Source organism: Arthrobacter sp. FW306-04-A, assembly GCF_044358315.1.
Taxonomy (GTDB): Bacteria; Actinomycetota; Actinomycetes; order Actinomycetales; family Micrococcaceae; genus Arthrobacter.
The window spans coordinates 3,436,658-3,452,469 of sequence record NZ_CP084559.1 but is presented as its reverse complement, the minus strand read 5'-3'; the positions used below and the strand labels follow the sequence as shown (position 1 = coordinate 3,452,469).

The following is a 15,812-nucleotide window of genomic DNA, read 5'->3' as shown; positions in this document are numbered from 1 at the left end:
CGCACTAAGTCGGAGTAGTCAGGGTGTGCATCTGACTATTCCGCGCCACGGGGTGCTGGCATAGGCTCGGAGCAGCTGCAACCAATGCCTAGACACCGAAAGAGGTTGTACACCGTGGTCCAAACCTTGCAGAACTTCATCAACGGCGAGTTCGTCACGCCGGCAGGCACCGAACTGCTCGACATCGTGAACCCCACCAACGGGGAGATTGTCGCTCATGCGCCTATCTCTACGGAGGCCGACGTCGATGCTGCCATGAATGCGGCGAAGGAAGCCTTCAAGTCTTGGAAGCATGTCACGCCGGGCCAGCGCCAGCTCATGCTGCTCAAGCTCGCAGACGCCATCGAGGCCAACAGCGACGAGCTCGTTGAGGCGCAGCACCGAAACACCGGCCAGGTCCGTGCCCTCATCGCGTCCGAGGAAGTTGCCGCCGGTGCAGACCAGCTCCGTTTCTTCGCCGGCGCCGCGCGCATCATGGAAGGCAAGTCCGCAGGGGAGTACTTCGAGGGCCATACCTCGTACGTCCGCCGCGAACCGATCGGCGTCGTGGCGCAGGTTGCGCCGTGGAACTACCCGTTCCTCATGGGCATCTGGAAGATCGGCCCCGCCCTCGCCGCGGGCAACACTGTGGTTCTCAAGCCCTCCGATACCACTCCGGAATCCACCTTGGTCCTGGCGCGGCTGGCGGGCGAGATCTTCCCGGCCGGCGTTCTCAACGTGGTCCTCGGCAACGCGGCCACCGGCTCCATGATGGTCGAGCACAAGGTGCCAGGCTTGGTGTCGATCACCGGTTCCGTCCGTGCTGGTATTGCCGTGGCCAGCGGGGCGGCAAAGGGCCTCAAGCGTGCCCACCTGGAGCTCGGCGGCAAGGCCCCGGCCATCGTCTTCAAGGACGCCGACATCAAGAAGAGCGCAGCGGCCATCGCCGAGTTCGCCTTCTTCAACGCCGGCCAGGACTGCACGGCCATCACCCGCGTGCTGATCGAGGATTCCATCCATGACGACATGGTCGCCGCCATGGTGGAGCACACCAAGACGCTGCACACCGGTTCGCAGAACGACGACGAAAACTACTTCGGCCCGCTCAACAACGTGAACCACTTCAATGCCGTGAACTCGGTAGTGGAGCACCTCCCAGCCAACTGCAAGATCGAAACCGGCGGCCACCGTGCGGGTGACAAGGGCTTCTTCTTCGAGCCCACCATCATCACGGGCGCCAAGCAGACTGACGACGTCGTCCAGAAGGAAACCTTCGGCCCGGTCATCACCGTGCAGAAGTTCACCACCGAGGCCGAGGCACTCGAGCTGGCCAACGACGTCGAATACGCCTTGGCGTCCAGCGTCTGGACCACGGACCACGGCACCGCCATGCGGATGAGCCGCGACCTGGACTTCGGCGCGGTCTGGATCAACACCCACATCCTGCTGACCGCGGAGATGCCGCACGGCGGCTTCAAGCAGTCCGGTTACGGCAAGGACCTGTCCATGTACGGCGTCGAGGACTACACGCGCATCAAGCACGTGATGTCTGCACTTGATGCCTGAGTCCTGGACCCCAACACGGCACGCATAAGTAAGAAAGAAAGAACCATCATGACCGCAACAGCACATGAAATCACCTACCGCCTGGACCAGAAGCGCAGCATCAACGGCGCCTTCCCCGGCCCCAAGTCCCAGGCCCTGAACGAGCGCCGCGCGGCCGTCGTCGCTGCCGGTGTCTCTTCGGGCGTGCCGGTCTACGTTGAGGACGCCGACGGCGGCATCATCCGCGACGTCGACGGCAACTCCTTCATCGACCTCGGCTCCGGCATTGCCGTGACCAGCGTGGGCGCCTCGGATCCCGCCGTCGTCGCGGCCGTCCAGGACGCTGTAGCCCACTTCACCCACACCTGCTTCATGGTCACCCCGTACGAGGGCTACGTCGCCGTCGCCGAGCAGCTGAACCGCCTCACCCCGGGCGACCACGAGAAGCGCACCGTGCTTTTCAACTCCGGCGCCGAAGCGGTGGAGAACGCCGTCAAGGTGGCACGCCTGGCAACCGGCCGTGACGCTGTGGTCGCTTTCGACCACGCCTACCACGGCCGTACCAACCTGACCATGGCGCTCACCGCCAAGGCCATGCCGTACAAGACCAACTTCGGCCCGTTCGCGCCCGAGGTCTACCGCATGCCGATGAGCTACCCGTTCCGTGAGGAAAACCCGGAGATCACCGGTGCCGAGGCCGCCAAGCGCGCCATCACCATGATCGAGAAGCAGATCGGTGGCGACCAGGTTGCCGCGATCATCATCGAACCGATCCAGGGTGAGGGCGGTTTCATCGTCCCGGCCGAAGGCTTCCTGCCGGCGCTGTCCGCATGGGCCAAGGAAAAGGGCATCGTCTTCATTGCCGACGAGGTCCAGTCCGGTTTCTGCCGCACGGGTGAATGGTTCGCCGTCAACCACGAAGGCGTTGTCCCGGACATCATCACCATGGCCAAGGGCATTGCCGGCGGCCTCCCGCTGTCCGCCATCACGGGCCGTGCAGACCTGCTCGACGCCGTCCACCCGGGCGGCCTCGGCGGCACCTACGGCGGCAACCCGGTTGCTTGTGCCGCAGCTCTTGCTGCCATCGGCACCATGGAGCAGCACCACCTCAACGCCCGTGCCCGCCACATCGAGGAAATCGCCCTCGGCCGCTTGCGCGAGCTCGCGGCCGATCCTTCTGCAGGTGGAGTTATCGGCGACGTCCGCGGCCGCGGTGCCATGCTGGCAATCGAACTGGTCCAGGCCGGCTCCAAGGAACCGAACGCCGAACTGACCAAGGCCGTGGCCGCCGCGTGCCTCCAGGAAGGCGTGATCATCCTGACCTGCGGCACCTACGGCAACGTCATCCGTCTGCTGCCGCCGCTGGTCATTAGCGACGAGCTGCTCCTCGACGGACTCGAGGTCCTGGCGGCGGCCATCAAGGCCAACGCCTAGCCACAACCCAGGTGGACATGCCCACCCCTACGCGCCAAGGATGGACATAGTGCGACTATGTCCATCCTTGGCATTCAAGAACGGGCATGTCCGGGTGTGGGAAGCAGTTCCGCAGGTAGAGTCATGCCTAGCTAGCGAATCCAGACCGGCCAACGTTGCCCGGATTCCCCGGACGGGCCCTGGAATTCGCCGTCGACAAAGGGGTCTTCATGCGATATGTGGTTGGCTACACGCCGAACGAACGTGGCGCGGACGCCGTTGCCCTGGCCTCATCCCTGGCCCGCGCGCAGGACGCAGTGCTGGACCTTGTGTACGTCGTGGACGCGCATACTCCCTACTCGGGGCTGTACCCCGAAAGCACTGGCGCAACTCCCGCTGAACAGTCCGTCCTGACCGCGCAAGCCCAGAGCCTCGCGTTAGTGCCCGACGACGTCGAGGCCACCTTCCGTGCGCTGCCTGCTGAATCGTTCCCTTCGGGGCTGATCCAAGCCGCAGGGACCGACGCCGGACTGATTGTGGTGGGTGCTTCGAGGAACGGGCTGTTCAAGAGGTTCACTGTGGGCAGCGTGGCCAACGGTCTGCTGCATGCTTCGCCGGTTCCCGTGGCCTTGGCGCCGCGCGGCTTCAACCGCACCGAACCCGTCACCCGGTTCACGTTGGCCACGGGGCAGCGCTCCGGGGCCGACGCTGCGATCGCCACCGCCATCGGAGCGGCCAACCGCCGTGGCGTGCCGCTGCGGCTCGTGTCGCTGGTAACGCTCGACGCCGGCACCGACGTCGGAGGCGAGGCTACCAATGCGGCTCATCGGCACGCCAACACTGTCCTCAGCGACGCTGCCTCCCGTTTGCCGCAAGGACACAATGTGACCGTGGAAGTTGCCCACGGCCGTAGCATTGAAGAAGCGATCGACAGCCTGGAGTGGATTGACGGCGAAGTGGTCATCATCGGCTCATCGCGCCTGGCGGAAAGAAGCAAACTGTTCATGGGCGGCACCGCAAACAAGATCCTCAGGGCGCTGCCGGTGCCCATGGTGGTGGTACCGCGCGATTACGATCGCGCGGACTCGATGCCGTAGGCGCGCTGTTCAAGCCGCCGCGGGTCGCGGTCAGCGGTCAAGCTGCGCTGACCCGGGCCCTCTTCCTCATGACCGAATTCTTGCGTGCGGTGCGGAGCATGTCGACGGTCAGGAGCAGCAGGGCCAGCCACACGATGCCGAAACCCACCCAGCGGTCGGGGGTCATGGTTTCGTGGAGGACGGCCAAGGCCACGATGAACTGGAGGATCGGCGCGAAGTATTGCAGCAGGCCGATCGTCGTCATGGGCAGGCGGCGTGCAGACGCACCGAAGAAAAGGAGCGGCACGGCGGTGATGATGCCCGAAGCTGCCAGCAGCCAGAAGTGGCCCGGGCCGTTGCTCCCCAAGGTCCCGGCTCCGGTGAGGCCGAGGACGATCATAGTGGCACCGGCGAGCGGAGCGAGGACCACGGTCTCCACTGTGAGGCTCGTGATGGCGTTGACCTTCGGTCCTACGCGCTTCTTCACGAAGCCGTAGAGTCCAAAGCTGAACGCCAGGACCAAAGCGATCCACGGCAACTTTCCATAGGAAACCGTCAGGACGCCGACGGCGATGAAGCCGATCCCGACGGCGGCCCACTGCAGCGGGCGGAGCGTTTCCTTCAGGACGAACACGCCAAGGAGAACCGACACGAGCGGGTTGATGAAATAGCCGAGGGAGGCTTCGACCGCGTGCCCGGTGGTGACGCCGAAGGTGTAGGTCAGCCAGTTGATGGCGATCAGTCCTGCAGCTATGGCGAGCGGTCCCAGGACGGCCCGGTCCCTGAAGGCGTTGCCGAGGAGGCGCCATGTCCGGGTGATGGTGATGAGCAGGGCGCAGAAAATGAGCGACCACACCACTCGGTTGGCGACGATTTCCACCGCTCCGGCGGGTTGCAGCACCACGAAGTAGAGCGGAAGCAGGCCCCACAGACCGTACGCCCCGATGCCGAACACGACACCCGCCGTCGTCTCACTCTTTGCGCTCTTTGCCTCGGCGGCGGCGGATGCAGAAGCTGCGGCGTTCGGGGCGGTGGACAGGGCGGGCACGGTTTGCTCGGGCGTAGGCACAATGTCAAGAACACCACATGTTGCGAAGGTATTCCTGACCGTACGGCCGGAAAGTTTGTGTGAGTTTCCTCGCCTCACCGTGTCACTCCTGCCACCCACTGACATTCAACAGGCAACTGAGAACTAGAATTGGAAACTGCGCGCCCCACTACGCGGGGCGGATTCCCGTCTCAGAAGGGTTCACGGTGTCCAACTCGGCCGAAACCACCTCAAAACGTCCACTGCGCGTCGCCATTGTCGGCGCAGGACCGGCCGGCGTGTACGCCGCGGACATCCTGACCAAATCCAACGAGGTCAAGGATGGCGACGTCGAGGTCAGCATCGACCTTTTCGAGGCATACCCCGCGCCATACGGGCTGATCCGCTACGGAGTGGCGCCGGACCATCCCCGCATCAAGGGCATCGTCAATGCGCTTCACAAGGTCCTGGACCGCGGCGACATCCGCTTCCTTGGCAATGTCACGTACGGCCGAGACCTCACGCTGCATGACTTCCGGGCCTTCTATGACGCCGTGATCTTCTCCACGGGAGCAGTCAAGGACGCCGAACTGAACATTCCCGGCGTGGAACTCGAAGGATCGTTCGGTGGAGCCGACTTCGTGTCTTGGTATGACGGACACCCGGACGTCCCCCGCGAATGGCCGCTGGACGCCAAGGAAGTGGCGGTCATCGGCAACGGCAATGTGGCACTGGACGTGGCCCGCATGCTCTCGAAGCACGCGGACGACCTCTTGGTGACCGAAATCCCGGACAACGTCTATGCCGGCCTCAAGGCCTCCCCGGTGACGGACGTGCACATCTTCGGCCGCCGCGGGCCGGCGCAGATCAAGTTCACTCCGCTGGAACTGCGGGAGCTCTCGCACTCCAACGACGTGGACATCGTGCTGTACCCCGAGGACTTCGAATTTGATGAAGCCTCCGACGAGGCCATCCGCAGCAGCAACCAGATCAAGACCATGGTCAACACGCTGACCAACTGGCTTGTTGAGGAACATGCCGAAGCCGAGCAGCCCTCGTCGCGCAGGCTGCACCTGCATTTCCTGCACAGCCCGGTGGAAATCGTGTCGGAAGACGGCTCCGGCAAAGTCTCCGGCATCAAGTTCGAGCGGATGCAGCTGGACGGCACGGGCAATGTCAAGGGCACCGGCGAGTTCGTGGACTATCCAGTCCAGGCCGTTTACCGCGCAATCGGCTACCACGGTTCGCCGCTGGACGAGCTTGAGTACGACGCCCGCCGCGGCGTCGTCCCCAATGACGGCGGACGGGTGCTGGACGCGGACGGCAAGCCGGTACCGGGCATCTACACGACGGGCTGGATCAAGCGCGGACCCGTCGGCCTGATCGGGCACACGAAGGGCGATGCCCTGGAGACCATCGGGTGCCTGTTGGAAGACCGCCTCACGCTGCCCCCTGCCGAAAACCCGGACCCGCAGGCCATCATCAACCTTCTGGAAGAGCGGGGTGTTGAGTACACCACCTGGAAAGGCTGGAACAAGCTCGACGCACACGAAGTAGCCCTCGGTGCCGCTTGGACCGCCGAAAACCCGGGCACCGGCGTCGTACGCGAACGCATCAAGGTGGTCCCGCGCGAAGACATGATCGGAATCTCCCGCGCCTAGCGGCCCGCGACGCCCGGTCCTAAAATGAGCCATGGACGAGGAGCTCCGCTGGACGGACGCCGTCGGGCAGGCAGAACTGGTGCGGCGCGGCGCGATTTCGCCGAAGGAACTGCTCGACGCCGGCCGCGACCGCCAAGCCGGACTTGCCATCCTCGGGAAGACCAACACGCCGGAATTCGGGCTCAGCCCCCACTGCGAGCCGGCCTTGCATGGTGCCACCCGAAGCCCCTGGAACCTCGCGCTTTCCACGAGCGGCTCCAGCGGCGGGTCCGCCGCCGCCGTCGCCTCCGGCATGGTCCCCATGGCGCACGGGAACGATCTTGGCGGGTCCCTTCGCTACCCGGCTGGATGGTGTGGCGTTTTCGGGTTCAAGCCGACGCGCAAGCGTTGTCGGCGTCGCTCTGAAGCTGAAGCAAGACAGGAGAGAACCAATGTTCATGGGCGTCTACTATTTCGACGGGGATTCCGCTCAACTGCTGGAAGGTCACAAGCGCATGGTGGGCCTCCTGCCACCCGGCGCATTGAAGGTCCATGTTTGCCTATCCACCGAGGCAGGCATATCGGTCTATGACACCTGCCCGGATCGCGAAACGTTTGATCGTTTCAGCCGTGGCCATAGTTTCGCGGAACTCGTCGCGGAAGTCGGTCTGCCCGCACCCCGGATCGAAGCGTTGGGCGAAGTCGAGTCGTACGAATTTCACCCGGAGTAACCCGGCCCCGCAGAAGGCGGCCACTACGTCAGCCGAGGATGCTCCGGCGGATCGGTCTGGGCGCGGTACCGTCGGAGAACAGTTCAGGGGTGGCGGCCTGGATGCGCTTGACGTCGTCGAAAACGCCCCGCAGGTGGAGGCGCAGTGAATCGTCTGCTCCAACGGAGTTGTTGGCCTCTAGGGCGTCCACGATGGCCGTGTGCTGCTCAATCAAGGTGGAAATCGGCCGGGCGTCGATAAGGCTCAATCGCCGTGCGCGGTCCAAGTGTGCCTTGGCTGAATTCACGGCGGTCCAAGCTGTTTCATGGCCAGCAAGGCGGAGCAGTTCGCGGTGGAAGTCCTCGTCCAGACGGAAGAACTCGTCCACATCGCCGGCGGCCTCGGCCTCCCACTGGTCCTTGAGTATTTCTCGCAGACCCGCAATTCCGTCGCTATCCACCTCGGCGTCCCGGAGGGAAGCGCATTCGATGGCCTCCCGCACGAACTGAGCCTCGGCGACCCTGCCGAGATCCACCAGCGAGACGAACGAACCGATCTGCGGGAAGACCTGAACCAGGCCTTCTTCGCGCAGCAGAATCAAGCTTTCCCTGACCGGCGTCCTGCTGACCCCTAGCTCTTGGGCCAATTCATTTTCGGACAGGGGCTCGCCGGGCGGCAGTTGGAGGGAAATGATCCGACGCCGGAGGGTGTCCAGGGTCTGGTCACGCACGGAAAGCCTGGGCGCCTGTTCACTTGCTGGTTTCTTCGTAGCCACATGTCCAGTCTAGTGTCCGTTGACAGACTAGAATGGTAGTGCTTGTATGGTAGTAACAAACAGCCCGATTCATCTTCCCGAGGCCCCCGCTACGAGGGCGCTACCAAGGCTGACATCCATCCCTGAGAACTCTCCGTTTCGCTTTTCATCGCCTGCAAAGGAGCAATTGATGACCGAGAGCTTTGCCCCACCCGCCGTCAAACCAACTACTAGGAGCACCCGCGACCTCGCGAAGGTTGCCGTTTCCGGATGGCTCGGCACGGCCATGGAATTCATGGACTTCCAGCTGTACTCCTTGGCAGCAGCCATCGTCTTCAACAAGATATTCTTCCCGGACGTCAGCCCGGTCATCGGCTTGATCGCCGCGATGGCGACCTACGGCGTCGGATATGTTGCCCGCCTCGTCGGCGCGGTCTACTTCGGCCGCATGGGCGACCGGATCGGCCGCAAGAAGGTCCTCTTCATCACCATCGCACTCATGGGCGCTTCCACCACCCTGATCGGTGTGCTCCCCACGTACGCGATGATCGGTATTTGGGCACCGATCCTGCTCGTCGCGCTACGCCTTATCCAAGGCTTTGGCGCCGGCGCCGAAATCGCCGGGGCAACGGTCATGCTGACCGAATACGCCTCCGCCCGCCGTCGCGGCCTGATTTCTTCCCTGGTGTGCCTCGGAACCAACTCCGGAACCCTCGGCGCTTCCGCACTTTGGGCGATCCTCGTGGCCGCTCTTCCCCAGGACCAATTGCTCAGTTGGGGCTGGCGTATCCCGTTCCTGGCCAGTTTCGTGCTGATGATCTTCGCGGTGTGGGTCCGCCGTTCCCTCAAGGAAAGCCCGGTGTTCGAGGAGCGTGCAGACGTAGTTGACGGCGTGGCCCTGTCCAAGCAAGACATCGTGTCCAAGAAGGATGCCGTCGGTGAAGCCAAGGGCGGCGCAAAGACTCCGGTCACCAGCTCCATCGAAGCCGCGCTCCACCAGCGCAAAGGCAAGGCCTTCCTCATCGCGCTTGGTCTGCGGTTCGGTCAGGCGGGCAACTCCGGCCTCGTCCAGACGTTCCTGGTCGGCTACCTCGCTACGGTGCTGCTCGTCGACAAGAACGTAGGCACCACGGCAATCGTTTACGGTTCCCTGCTGGGCTTCGTCACCATTCCGGTGATCGGTTTCCTAGGCGACCGCTTCGGACGCAGACCCCTTTACTTGGCCCTGAGCGCCTTGACCGCATTGTTCGCCATTCCCATGATGCTGATGATCACGAGCGGAAACACCGGCCTTATTACGGTAGCCATGGTCATCGGACTGAACCTCGGCGTACTCAGCCTCTTCGCCATGGAGAGCGTGACCATGGCCGAATTCTTCGGAGCCCGCACTCGCTTCACCCAACTGGCGTTGGCCAAGGAAATCGGCGGAATTCTCGCCACCGCCATCGGCCCGCTGCTGGCAGCTACCCTCACGGCCATCACTGGTCACTGGTGGCCGCTGGCCGCGATGCTCATCGGCTACTCGTTGATCACGCTGGTCTCCGCCGCCGTAGGACCGGAAGTCCGTGGCCGCGACATGGTCCTCCTGGAAGACGCTGTATGAAAGCCGTAGTGGTCCATGCAGCTAACGACCTCCGCATCGACGAGCGGCCGGAGCCAGTCGCGGGTCCCGGAGAAGTGGTACTCGACGTTGAGTGGGGCGGGATCTGCGGCTCCGACCTGTCCTACTGGAAGCATGGTGCGTCCGGAACTGCGACACTGAAATCGCCGCTCATTTTGGGCCATGAAGTGGCTGGCCGAGTCGCCCGGCTGGGAGCCGGCGTCAAGGGTTTCGACGTCGGCCAGCCGGTCACGGTGCACCCGGCGGAACTCGTCGGCGACGGGATCATGCCTGAGCGTCTGGCAGGCCGCACCAATCTGTACCCACATGTCCGGTACTTCGGCTCGGCCGCCTTTGATCCGCATACGGACGGTGGCTTCAGCGAACGGAAGCGCGTCAGGGCATCGCAGCTCCGGTCCCTGCCCAACGGCGTCGACACCTTGCGCGGTGCGCTCGCCGAACCGCTCGCCGTCGCCATGCACGCCGTCAGTAGGGCAGGTTCGCTTAAGGGGCGGGACGTGCTCGTGAACGGTGCGGGTCCGATCGGATCCCTGGTGATTGCCGCCGCCAGGTACGCGGGGGCCAGGACTGTCGTGGCAGCGGACATCAGCGAGGCCTCGCTGCGGATCGCGAAGGCCATGGGAGCCGACGAGGTCAGCAACGTTGCCAGCGGCGGTTCGCTGCCCGACGACGTCGAGCTGGTTTTCGAGGCATCTGGCGTTCCCGGTGTGCTGGGCCGAGTTCTCCGCGCAACAGCGCGTGGCGGAACCGTGGTTCAGGTAGGCAACCTGCCGGGCGCCCCGAGCCCCTCTGCCATTGGTGACCTGGTGACGCGCGAGATCACGTGGATCGGTTCCTACCGCTTCGTGGACGAAATCAGCGACGCTTTGGTGGCCATGGCCAACGGCCTGGATATTTCACCCGTCATTACCCACAAATTCGGTATTGACCAAGCTGCCGAAGCCATGAGTGTTTCCGCGGACCCGACATCCGGCAGCAGCAAAGTCATGCTGCGGCTGAGCTAACCCAAAGGACCAAAAGCATTGAAGATCACCGACGCACGGGTAGTAGTTTCGTCTCCCGGACGCAACTACGTCACGCTCGTTATTGAGACCGAGGACGGCATCACCGGCATAGGCGACGCTACCCTCAACGGCCGCGAATTGGCCGTGGCGTCCTACCTGTCCGAACACCTCTGCCCGCTGCTGATCGGCCGCGACGCGCGCCGCATCGAGGACACTTGGCAGTATCTCTATAAGGGCGCGTACTGGCGCCGCGGACCGGTGACGATGACGGCGATCGCCGCGATCGATGTCGCGCTGTGGGACATCAAGGGCAAAGCCGCGGGCATGCCGGTCTACGAATTACTGGGCGGTGCCGCCCGTGAAGGTGTCATGGTCTATGGACACGCCAGCGGCTCGACTCTGGAAGACCTCAGCGCCGACTTTCAGCACCATTTGGACCTTGGCTACAAGGCCATCCGCGCCCAGGCGGCAGTTCCGGGTCTGGAGAAGACGTACGGGATCGCGCCGGTGGACGGCAAGACGTATGAGCCTGCGAGCGGTAACGTCCCCCAAGAGGACACCTGGGAAACGACGGCCTACTTAGACTTTGCGCCAAAGATGATGGCCCATGTGCGGGAACAGTTCGGCTACGGCGTCCACGTCCTGCACGACGTCCACCACCGGCTCACGCCCATCGAGGCAGGACGGCTTGGTGCCTCGCTGGAACAATACCGGCCGTTCTGGATCGAAGATCCGACGCCGGCTGAGGATCAATCGGCGTTCCGGCTGATCCGCCAACACACAACCACGCCTATCGCCGTCGGGGAAGTGTTCAACTCCATCTGGGATTGCCAGCAGCTCATCACGGAACGCCTCATCGACTACATCCGCACATCCGTTTCGCACGCTGGCGGTATTACCCACCTGCGCCGCATCTTCTCCCTCGCCGACCTCTACGGCGTCCGCTCCGGTTCGCACGGCGCCGGCGACCTGTCCCCGGTATCCTTCGCCGCGGCCCTGCATGTGGACATGAGCATCCCCAACTTCGGCATCCAGGAATACATGGGCCACAGGGATCCGGCCGGCGAGGTGTTCAAGACCTCCTACACCTTCACGGAGGGTTACATGCACCCCGGCGACGCTCCCGGCCTCGGGGTGGAATTCGACGAAGAAGCAGCGTTGACATTCCCTTACGATCCGAAATATCTGCCTATCAACCGCCGCCTCGACGGGTCGGTGCACGACTGGTGAATGCCCTGACTGAACCTCTCCAGCGGCAGCCGTTCGACGTCGTCGTGATAGGCGAAATCCTGCTCGAGGTAGCCACCGATGTCCCCTTCGCCCATGGCGTTCCCGCGCAACTTGGCATCTCCGGAGACGCCCTGAACGTCGCGGCGTCAGCCGCAGCGGCCGGGGCCCGCGTGGGGTTGTTGTCCGTGCTGAGCGACGACGATCTCGGCCAGGCGATTGCCGCCCGGATCGCGGAGCTTGGCATTTCCACGGAGTTGCTGAAGTTCAGGCCGGGCCAGCAGGGTGTGTATTTGGTGCATTGCGACCCCGACGGCCAGCGGGAATTCTCCTACGCCCGGCGCGGCAGCGTCGGTTCCACCCTCTGCCCCGACGACGTCGATCCCGCAGTGTTCTCGGCCGCCGGAGCAGTTGTTGCAGGCGGGATCGCCTGCGCCATTTCCAGCACATCGCGCGCCGCTGTTCTCAAGGCGGCAGGTCATTCGCCCCGCTTTGTTTTCGACCCCAACTACCGGCCGCGCCTGACATCCGTGGAGGACGCGAAGGCGGTTCTCACCGAACTCGCGCCCCAAGCGTTCCTGGTGACCCCGTCTTTTCCCGGGGAAACGTCGGCACTCCTCGGATGCTTGTCGGCCGACGAAGCCGCCAAGAAACTTCGCGGCCTTGGTGCCATGAACGTGGCGGTGACCTGCGGCGCTGACGGTATCCAGCTGGGGAGCGACACCGACTCGCTTTGGGTTGACGCAATACCCGCGCCCGCCGTCGTCGACCAGACCGGTGCCGGGGACGCCTTCGTGGGAACGATGACCGCCCGCCTGGTGCTCGGCGACGAGCTGACGACGGCGGCCCGTTACGGTGCCGCGGCCGCCTCCCTTGTGGTGGGCGGCAAAGGCGGCACGGGGTTCGTCCCGACATTTGGGCAGACAAAGGCACATGCGGCCTCTTCCAGCGAAGGGGAGCTGACATCGCACCCCTAAGCCACGACGCGCTCGCACCCCGCGAAAAGTTCCAACCGTTGTTCGAGAAACGAGATCCACTATGGCTGACGCCACTCATATCCTGAAGGTTTCCCCTGTCATTCCCGTGGTCACCATCGACGATCCATGCCATGCAGTGCCGGTGGCCCGCGCCCTGGCCGACGGCGGGGTCCGGATCATCGAACTGACGCTCCGCACCGAGAGCGCCCTCACCTCGCTCAAACTCATCGCCGAGGAAGTGCCGGACATCCTCCTCGGTGCGGGTACCGTCCTGACACCAGGCCAGGCCGATGCGGCCGTGTCTGCCGGCGCACAGTTCCTGGTCAGCCCGGGAGTCACGCCTGCGCTCCTGGGGCACATGCTCACCCTTGACGTTCCGGTGTTGCCCGGAGTTGCCACAGTCGGCGAGGTCATGGCCGTGCTGGAGCGGGGACTTCATGCCATGAAGTTCTTCCCGGCGGGTCCGGCCGGAGGCCCCGGCTACGTGGCGGCAATCGGAGCTCCCGTACCGCAGGTGCAATTCTGTCCTACCGGCGGCATCAGCCTGGCCTCAGCGCCGGAATACCTGAAGCTGCCAAATGTCTCCTGCGTCGGAGGCAGTTGGCTGACGCCCGGTCATGCCATCGAAAACGGCAACTGGCAACTCATCACCGAACTTGCACAACAGGCGGCAGCCCTCGTCGAATCCCTATAGGCAAAGCCCCGCGGCACAACTAGACTGTCGGATACTGCGCTGCATCCGGTTTTGGGAGTTCGATGAGGAATCCGATCCAACCGGCAGCTCTGGTTGGCGACGCCGCCGAGCTGCTGCAGCGGCATGCCCGCGAAGGTCACGAACAACTGGACACCTGGCGCTTTGGGCCGCCCGACGCGACGGAGCTTCCCGGGTTGCGAAGCCTGATCAAGGAATCCTGGCAGCGATCCGCGCGGCTTAAGGCGAACCCGGACCAGCCCGAGGCTCCCGTGGTCATGGACCTCGACGAGCTCGAGGAATACCGCCGCCAGCACCCGCTGGCCACCATCATGCCCGTCATCCAAAAGCTCCTCATCCAGCCCAGCTATGAGAGCGGGCTGTTGGTCGCCGTGGGGGACGAGCTCGGCCGGCTGCTGTGGGTGGACGGAAATCCAGCGATGCGGCGCCGTGCGGAAGGCATGATGTTCGTGGCAGGCGCGGACTGGTCCGAGGCGGCGGTGGGCACGAGCGCGCCCGGCACAGCGCTCGCCTTGGGCCGTGGCATCCAGATTTCCGGCGCCGAGCACTACAAACGTTCCGTCCATCCGTGGAGCTGCACCGCGGTGCCCTTCCACGACCCCGACTCCGGGGCGCTTCTCGGCGTCGTTGACATCACCGGCACGGAAGCCGCCGTCGCACCCCACACGCTTTCCCTCGTTGAAGCGACCGTGGCTGCGGCGCAGGCTCAATTGCGCGTCGAGAGGCTGCAGCTCGCGGCCGCCAAGCACTCTTCGCCCGCCCGACGGCGGAACTCGCCTTCCGCCGTCGGCTCGGGGCCGGGAACAGGACTGTACCGGAACAGCCTCCAGCTGCTGGGCCGGGACCAGGCGCTGTTGAGTATAGGAGGGCGCAGCATTCCGCTCTCCGCAAGGCACAGCGAGATCCTGGCATTGCTGGGTACCCGTCCCGAGGGTCTCAGCGCCGAAGAACTGGCCCTGGCTTTGTATCCGGGAGATGGTTTCACCGTCACCCTCCGGGCCGAAATGGTGCGCCTGCGCAAGGTGCTGCACGAACTCGATCCCGCGGCGGTCCCGGAATCACGCCCGTACCGGCTCCCGACCGACCTCGGCCAGGATGCCGCCCAGGTTCTTTCCTGCCTGCAGCGGGGTGCCCACCGCATCGCCCTGGAGATCTACAAAGGCGCCGTCCTGCCGCATTCGGAAGCCCCAGGCATTGTGGAGCTCCGCCAGAAGGTCTCCGCGCTCTTGCGCGAGGCGGTCCTCAACGACGGCAGTGCCGATGCGCTGCTCAAGTATGCCGGGTTGCCTGAGGCGAAGAACGACGTCGATGTCCGGCTCGCTGCCCTCAAGCTCCTGCCGCCGCGCTCGCCCAAGCGGGCCGCCGTCGTCGCGGAGCTCGAACGCCTGGAAACGGAGATGTCGGCCTGACGCTGGCCTCCCGTGTGGCATTCGGCAAATACGAAGTTTCGGCCCGTATCGTAGAACCGAGCCAAACGAAAGAAGCTTCCTCCGTGTTGAACAAACGCCTCGCCGTCGCCCTGACCGTGTCCGGACTCCTTGCCGGAGTCACAGCCTGCGGAGCACCTGCCCAAAACGCGCCATCGTCAACGGCTCCTGCTTTGGGAGCTACGGCCGCACCCGCATGGGAACTCGATCCCGCCGCGGGCGCGCAAAGGATCAAGGCCGCCGGCCTGGACATCCTGACGGCGGAAGGCACCGCCGAGCATTACCATGCCCATCTGGACGTGCTGGTGGACGGCAAGCCCGTCACCGTCCCGGCTGAAATCGGCTTCAGTTTCGGGGCCGACGGGCGGCCGAACGGAATCTCGGCCCTGCACACCCACGACACATCCGGTATCCTCCACATCGAAGCGCCCACGGCCGGACTGAAGTACACGCTCGGCCAGGTCCTCGCTGAATGGGGTGTCCTGGACGGCAAGGATGCCACCGGAGCACCGCACGGCGGAACCGGCGGCTGGACAGCCTACGTGAACGGCTCAAAGCAGAGTGCGCCAGTGTCTGACGTGGTTCTCAAAGCCCACGACGAGGTAGTGCTCTCGTTTGGAACGGCGCCCTCCCCGCTTCCGAGCTCCTACACGTTCCCCGCTGGCCTCTAGGGTGCAAGCCTTCGAACCAGCCTCCAAGT

14 protein-coding genes and 1 pseudogene are annotated in these 15,812 nt (G+C 64.4%); 13 read left to right on the top strand and 2 right to left on the bottom strand.

Annotated elements, in window-relative coordinates; all coding sequences use genetic code 11:
- Nucleotides 1-114 precede the first annotated feature (114 nt).
- The 3 genes from LFT43_RS16060 (at nucleotide 115) to LFT43_RS16050 (ending at nucleotide 4,034) form a co-directional block, all read left to right on the top strand.
- Complete coding sequence (locus LFT43_RS16060) at nucleotides 115-1,545, top strand: gamma-aminobutyraldehyde dehydrogenase (RefSeq protein WP_395798401.1); 1,431 nt, start codon at nucleotides 115-117, stop codon at nucleotides 1,543-1,545.
- A gap of 48 nt (nucleotides 1,546-1,593) precedes the next feature.
- Nucleotides 1,594-2,958 carry a 4-aminobutyrate--2-oxoglutarate transaminase gene (gabT, locus tag LFT43_RS16055; protein WP_395798399.1) on the top strand — a complete coding sequence of 455 codons (1,365 nt, stop codon included), beginning with the start codon at nucleotides 1,594-1,596 and terminating at the stop codon, nucleotides 2,956-2,958.
- Between the two features lie 155 nt (nucleotides 2,959-3,113).
- Entirely contained in the window at nucleotides 3,114-4,034 is a 921-nt protein-coding gene (locus tag LFT43_RS16050) for a universal stress protein (protein WP_395798397.1), read from the top strand.
- Nucleotides 4,035-4,071: 37 nt separating this feature from the next.
- Here LFT43_RS16050 and rarD read toward each other — a convergent pair whose 3' ends face one another.
- Nucleotides 4,072-5,052, bottom strand: a complete 981-nt coding sequence (gene rarD / locus LFT43_RS16045) for an EamA family transporter RarD (protein WP_395803125.1) — start codon at nucleotides 5,050-5,052, stop codon at nucleotides 4,072-4,074.
- A gap of 215 nt (nucleotides 5,053-5,267) precedes the next feature.
- On the opposite strand from rarD, the gene LFT43_RS16040 reads away from it, so the two are divergent.
- From LFT43_RS16040 to LFT43_RS16030, 3 genes and pseudogenes are all read left to right on the top strand, one after another.
- A complete protein-coding gene (locus LFT43_RS16040) occupies nucleotides 5,268-6,701 on the top strand; it encodes an FAD-dependent oxidoreductase (protein ID WP_395798395.1) in 1,434 nt (477 codons plus the stop codon).
- A gap of 31 nt (nucleotides 6,702-6,732) precedes the next feature.
- Nucleotides 6,733-7,056, top strand: a pseudogene (locus LFT43_RS16035) (amidase family protein); the annotation flags it as partial.
- Nucleotides 7,057-7,132: 76 nt separating this feature from the next.
- Nucleotides 7,133-7,411, top strand: coding sequence for a hypothetical protein (locus LFT43_RS16030; RefSeq protein WP_395803215.1), 279 nt, complete (start codon nucleotides 7,133-7,135; stop codon nucleotides 7,409-7,411).
- A gap of 28 nt (nucleotides 7,412-7,439) precedes the next feature.
- Here LFT43_RS16030 and LFT43_RS16025 read toward each other — a convergent pair whose 3' ends face one another.
- Complete coding sequence (locus LFT43_RS16025) at nucleotides 7,440-8,165, bottom strand: GntR family transcriptional regulator (protein WP_395798393.1); 726 nt, start codon at nucleotides 8,163-8,165, stop codon at nucleotides 7,440-7,442.
- 169 nt (nucleotides 8,166-8,334) lie between these two features.
- Here LFT43_RS16025 and LFT43_RS16020 point away from each other — a divergent pair, with 169 nt between their 5' ends.
- The 7 genes from LFT43_RS16020 (at nucleotide 8,335) to LFT43_RS15990 (ending at nucleotide 15,783) form a co-directional block, all read left to right on the top strand.
- Nucleotides 8,335-9,747, top strand: a complete 1,413-nt coding sequence (locus LFT43_RS16020; RefSeq protein ID WP_395798391.1) for an MFS transporter — start codon at nucleotides 8,335-8,337, stop codon at nucleotides 9,745-9,747.
- Nucleotides 9,744-10,769: an L-idonate 5-dehydrogenase gene (locus tag LFT43_RS16015; RefSeq protein ID WP_395798389.1), complete on the top strand. Its 1,026-nt coding sequence runs from the start codon at nucleotides 9,744-9,746 to the stop codon at nucleotides 10,767-10,769. The genes LFT43_RS16020 and LFT43_RS16015 overlap by 4 nt, the downstream gene beginning before the upstream one ends.
- A gap of 18 nt (nucleotides 10,770-10,787) precedes the next feature.
- A complete protein-coding gene (gene manD, locus LFT43_RS16010; protein ID WP_395798387.1) occupies nucleotides 10,788-11,999 on the top strand; it encodes a D-mannonate dehydratase ManD in 1,212 nt (403 codons plus the stop codon).
- On the top strand, nucleotides 11,996-12,973 hold the full coding sequence (locus LFT43_RS16005) for a PfkB family carbohydrate kinase (protein WP_395798385.1): 978 nt from the start codon (nucleotides 11,996-11,998) through the stop codon (nucleotides 12,971-12,973). The genes manD and LFT43_RS16005 overlap by 4 nt, the downstream gene beginning before the upstream one ends.
- 61 nt (nucleotides 12,974-13,034) lie before the next feature.
- Entirely contained in the window at nucleotides 13,035-13,667 is a 633-nt protein-coding gene (eda, locus tag LFT43_RS16000; protein ID WP_395798383.1) for a bifunctional 4-hydroxy-2-oxoglutarate aldolase/2-dehydro-3-deoxy-phosphogluconate aldolase, read from the top strand.
- A 62-nt stretch (nucleotides 13,668-13,729) separates the two neighbouring features.
- Nucleotides 13,730-15,094 (top strand): GAF domain-containing protein, encoded by a 1,365-nt coding sequence (locus LFT43_RS15995; RefSeq protein WP_395798381.1) that lies wholly within the window; start codon nucleotides 13,730-13,732, stop codon nucleotides 15,092-15,094.
- Between the two features lie 83 nt (nucleotides 15,095-15,177).
- Nucleotides 15,178-15,783, top strand: coding sequence for a hypothetical protein (locus LFT43_RS15990; protein ID WP_395798379.1), 606 nt, complete (start codon nucleotides 15,178-15,180; stop codon nucleotides 15,781-15,783).
- Nucleotides 15,784-15,812: the final 29 nt, after the last annotated feature.

Excerpts from the sequence above, each read along its gene's own strand:
- gabT (WP_395798399.1), top strand. The coding sequence starts at position 1,594 with ATGACCGCAACAGCACATGAAATCACCTACCGCCTGGACCAGAAGCGC.
- LFT43_RS16030 (WP_395803215.1), top strand. The coding sequence starts at position 7,133 with ATGTTCATGGGCGTCTACTATTTCGACGGGGATTCCGCTCAACTGCTG.
- LFT43_RS16020 (WP_395798391.1), top strand. The coding sequence starts at position 8,335 with ATGACCGAGAGCTTTGCCCCACCCGCCGTCAAACCAACTACTAGGAGC.
- LFT43_RS16015 (WP_395798389.1), top strand. The coding sequence starts at position 9,744 with ATGAAAGCCGTAGTGGTCCATGCAGCTAACGACCTCCGCATCGACGAG.
- eda (WP_395798383.1), top strand. The coding sequence starts at position 13,035 with ATGGCTGACGCCACTCATATCCTGAAGGTTTCCCCTGTCATTCCCGTG.
- LFT43_RS15995 (WP_395798381.1), top strand. The coding sequence starts at position 13,730 with ATGAGGAATCCGATCCAACCGGCAGCTCTGGTTGGCGACGCCGCCGAG.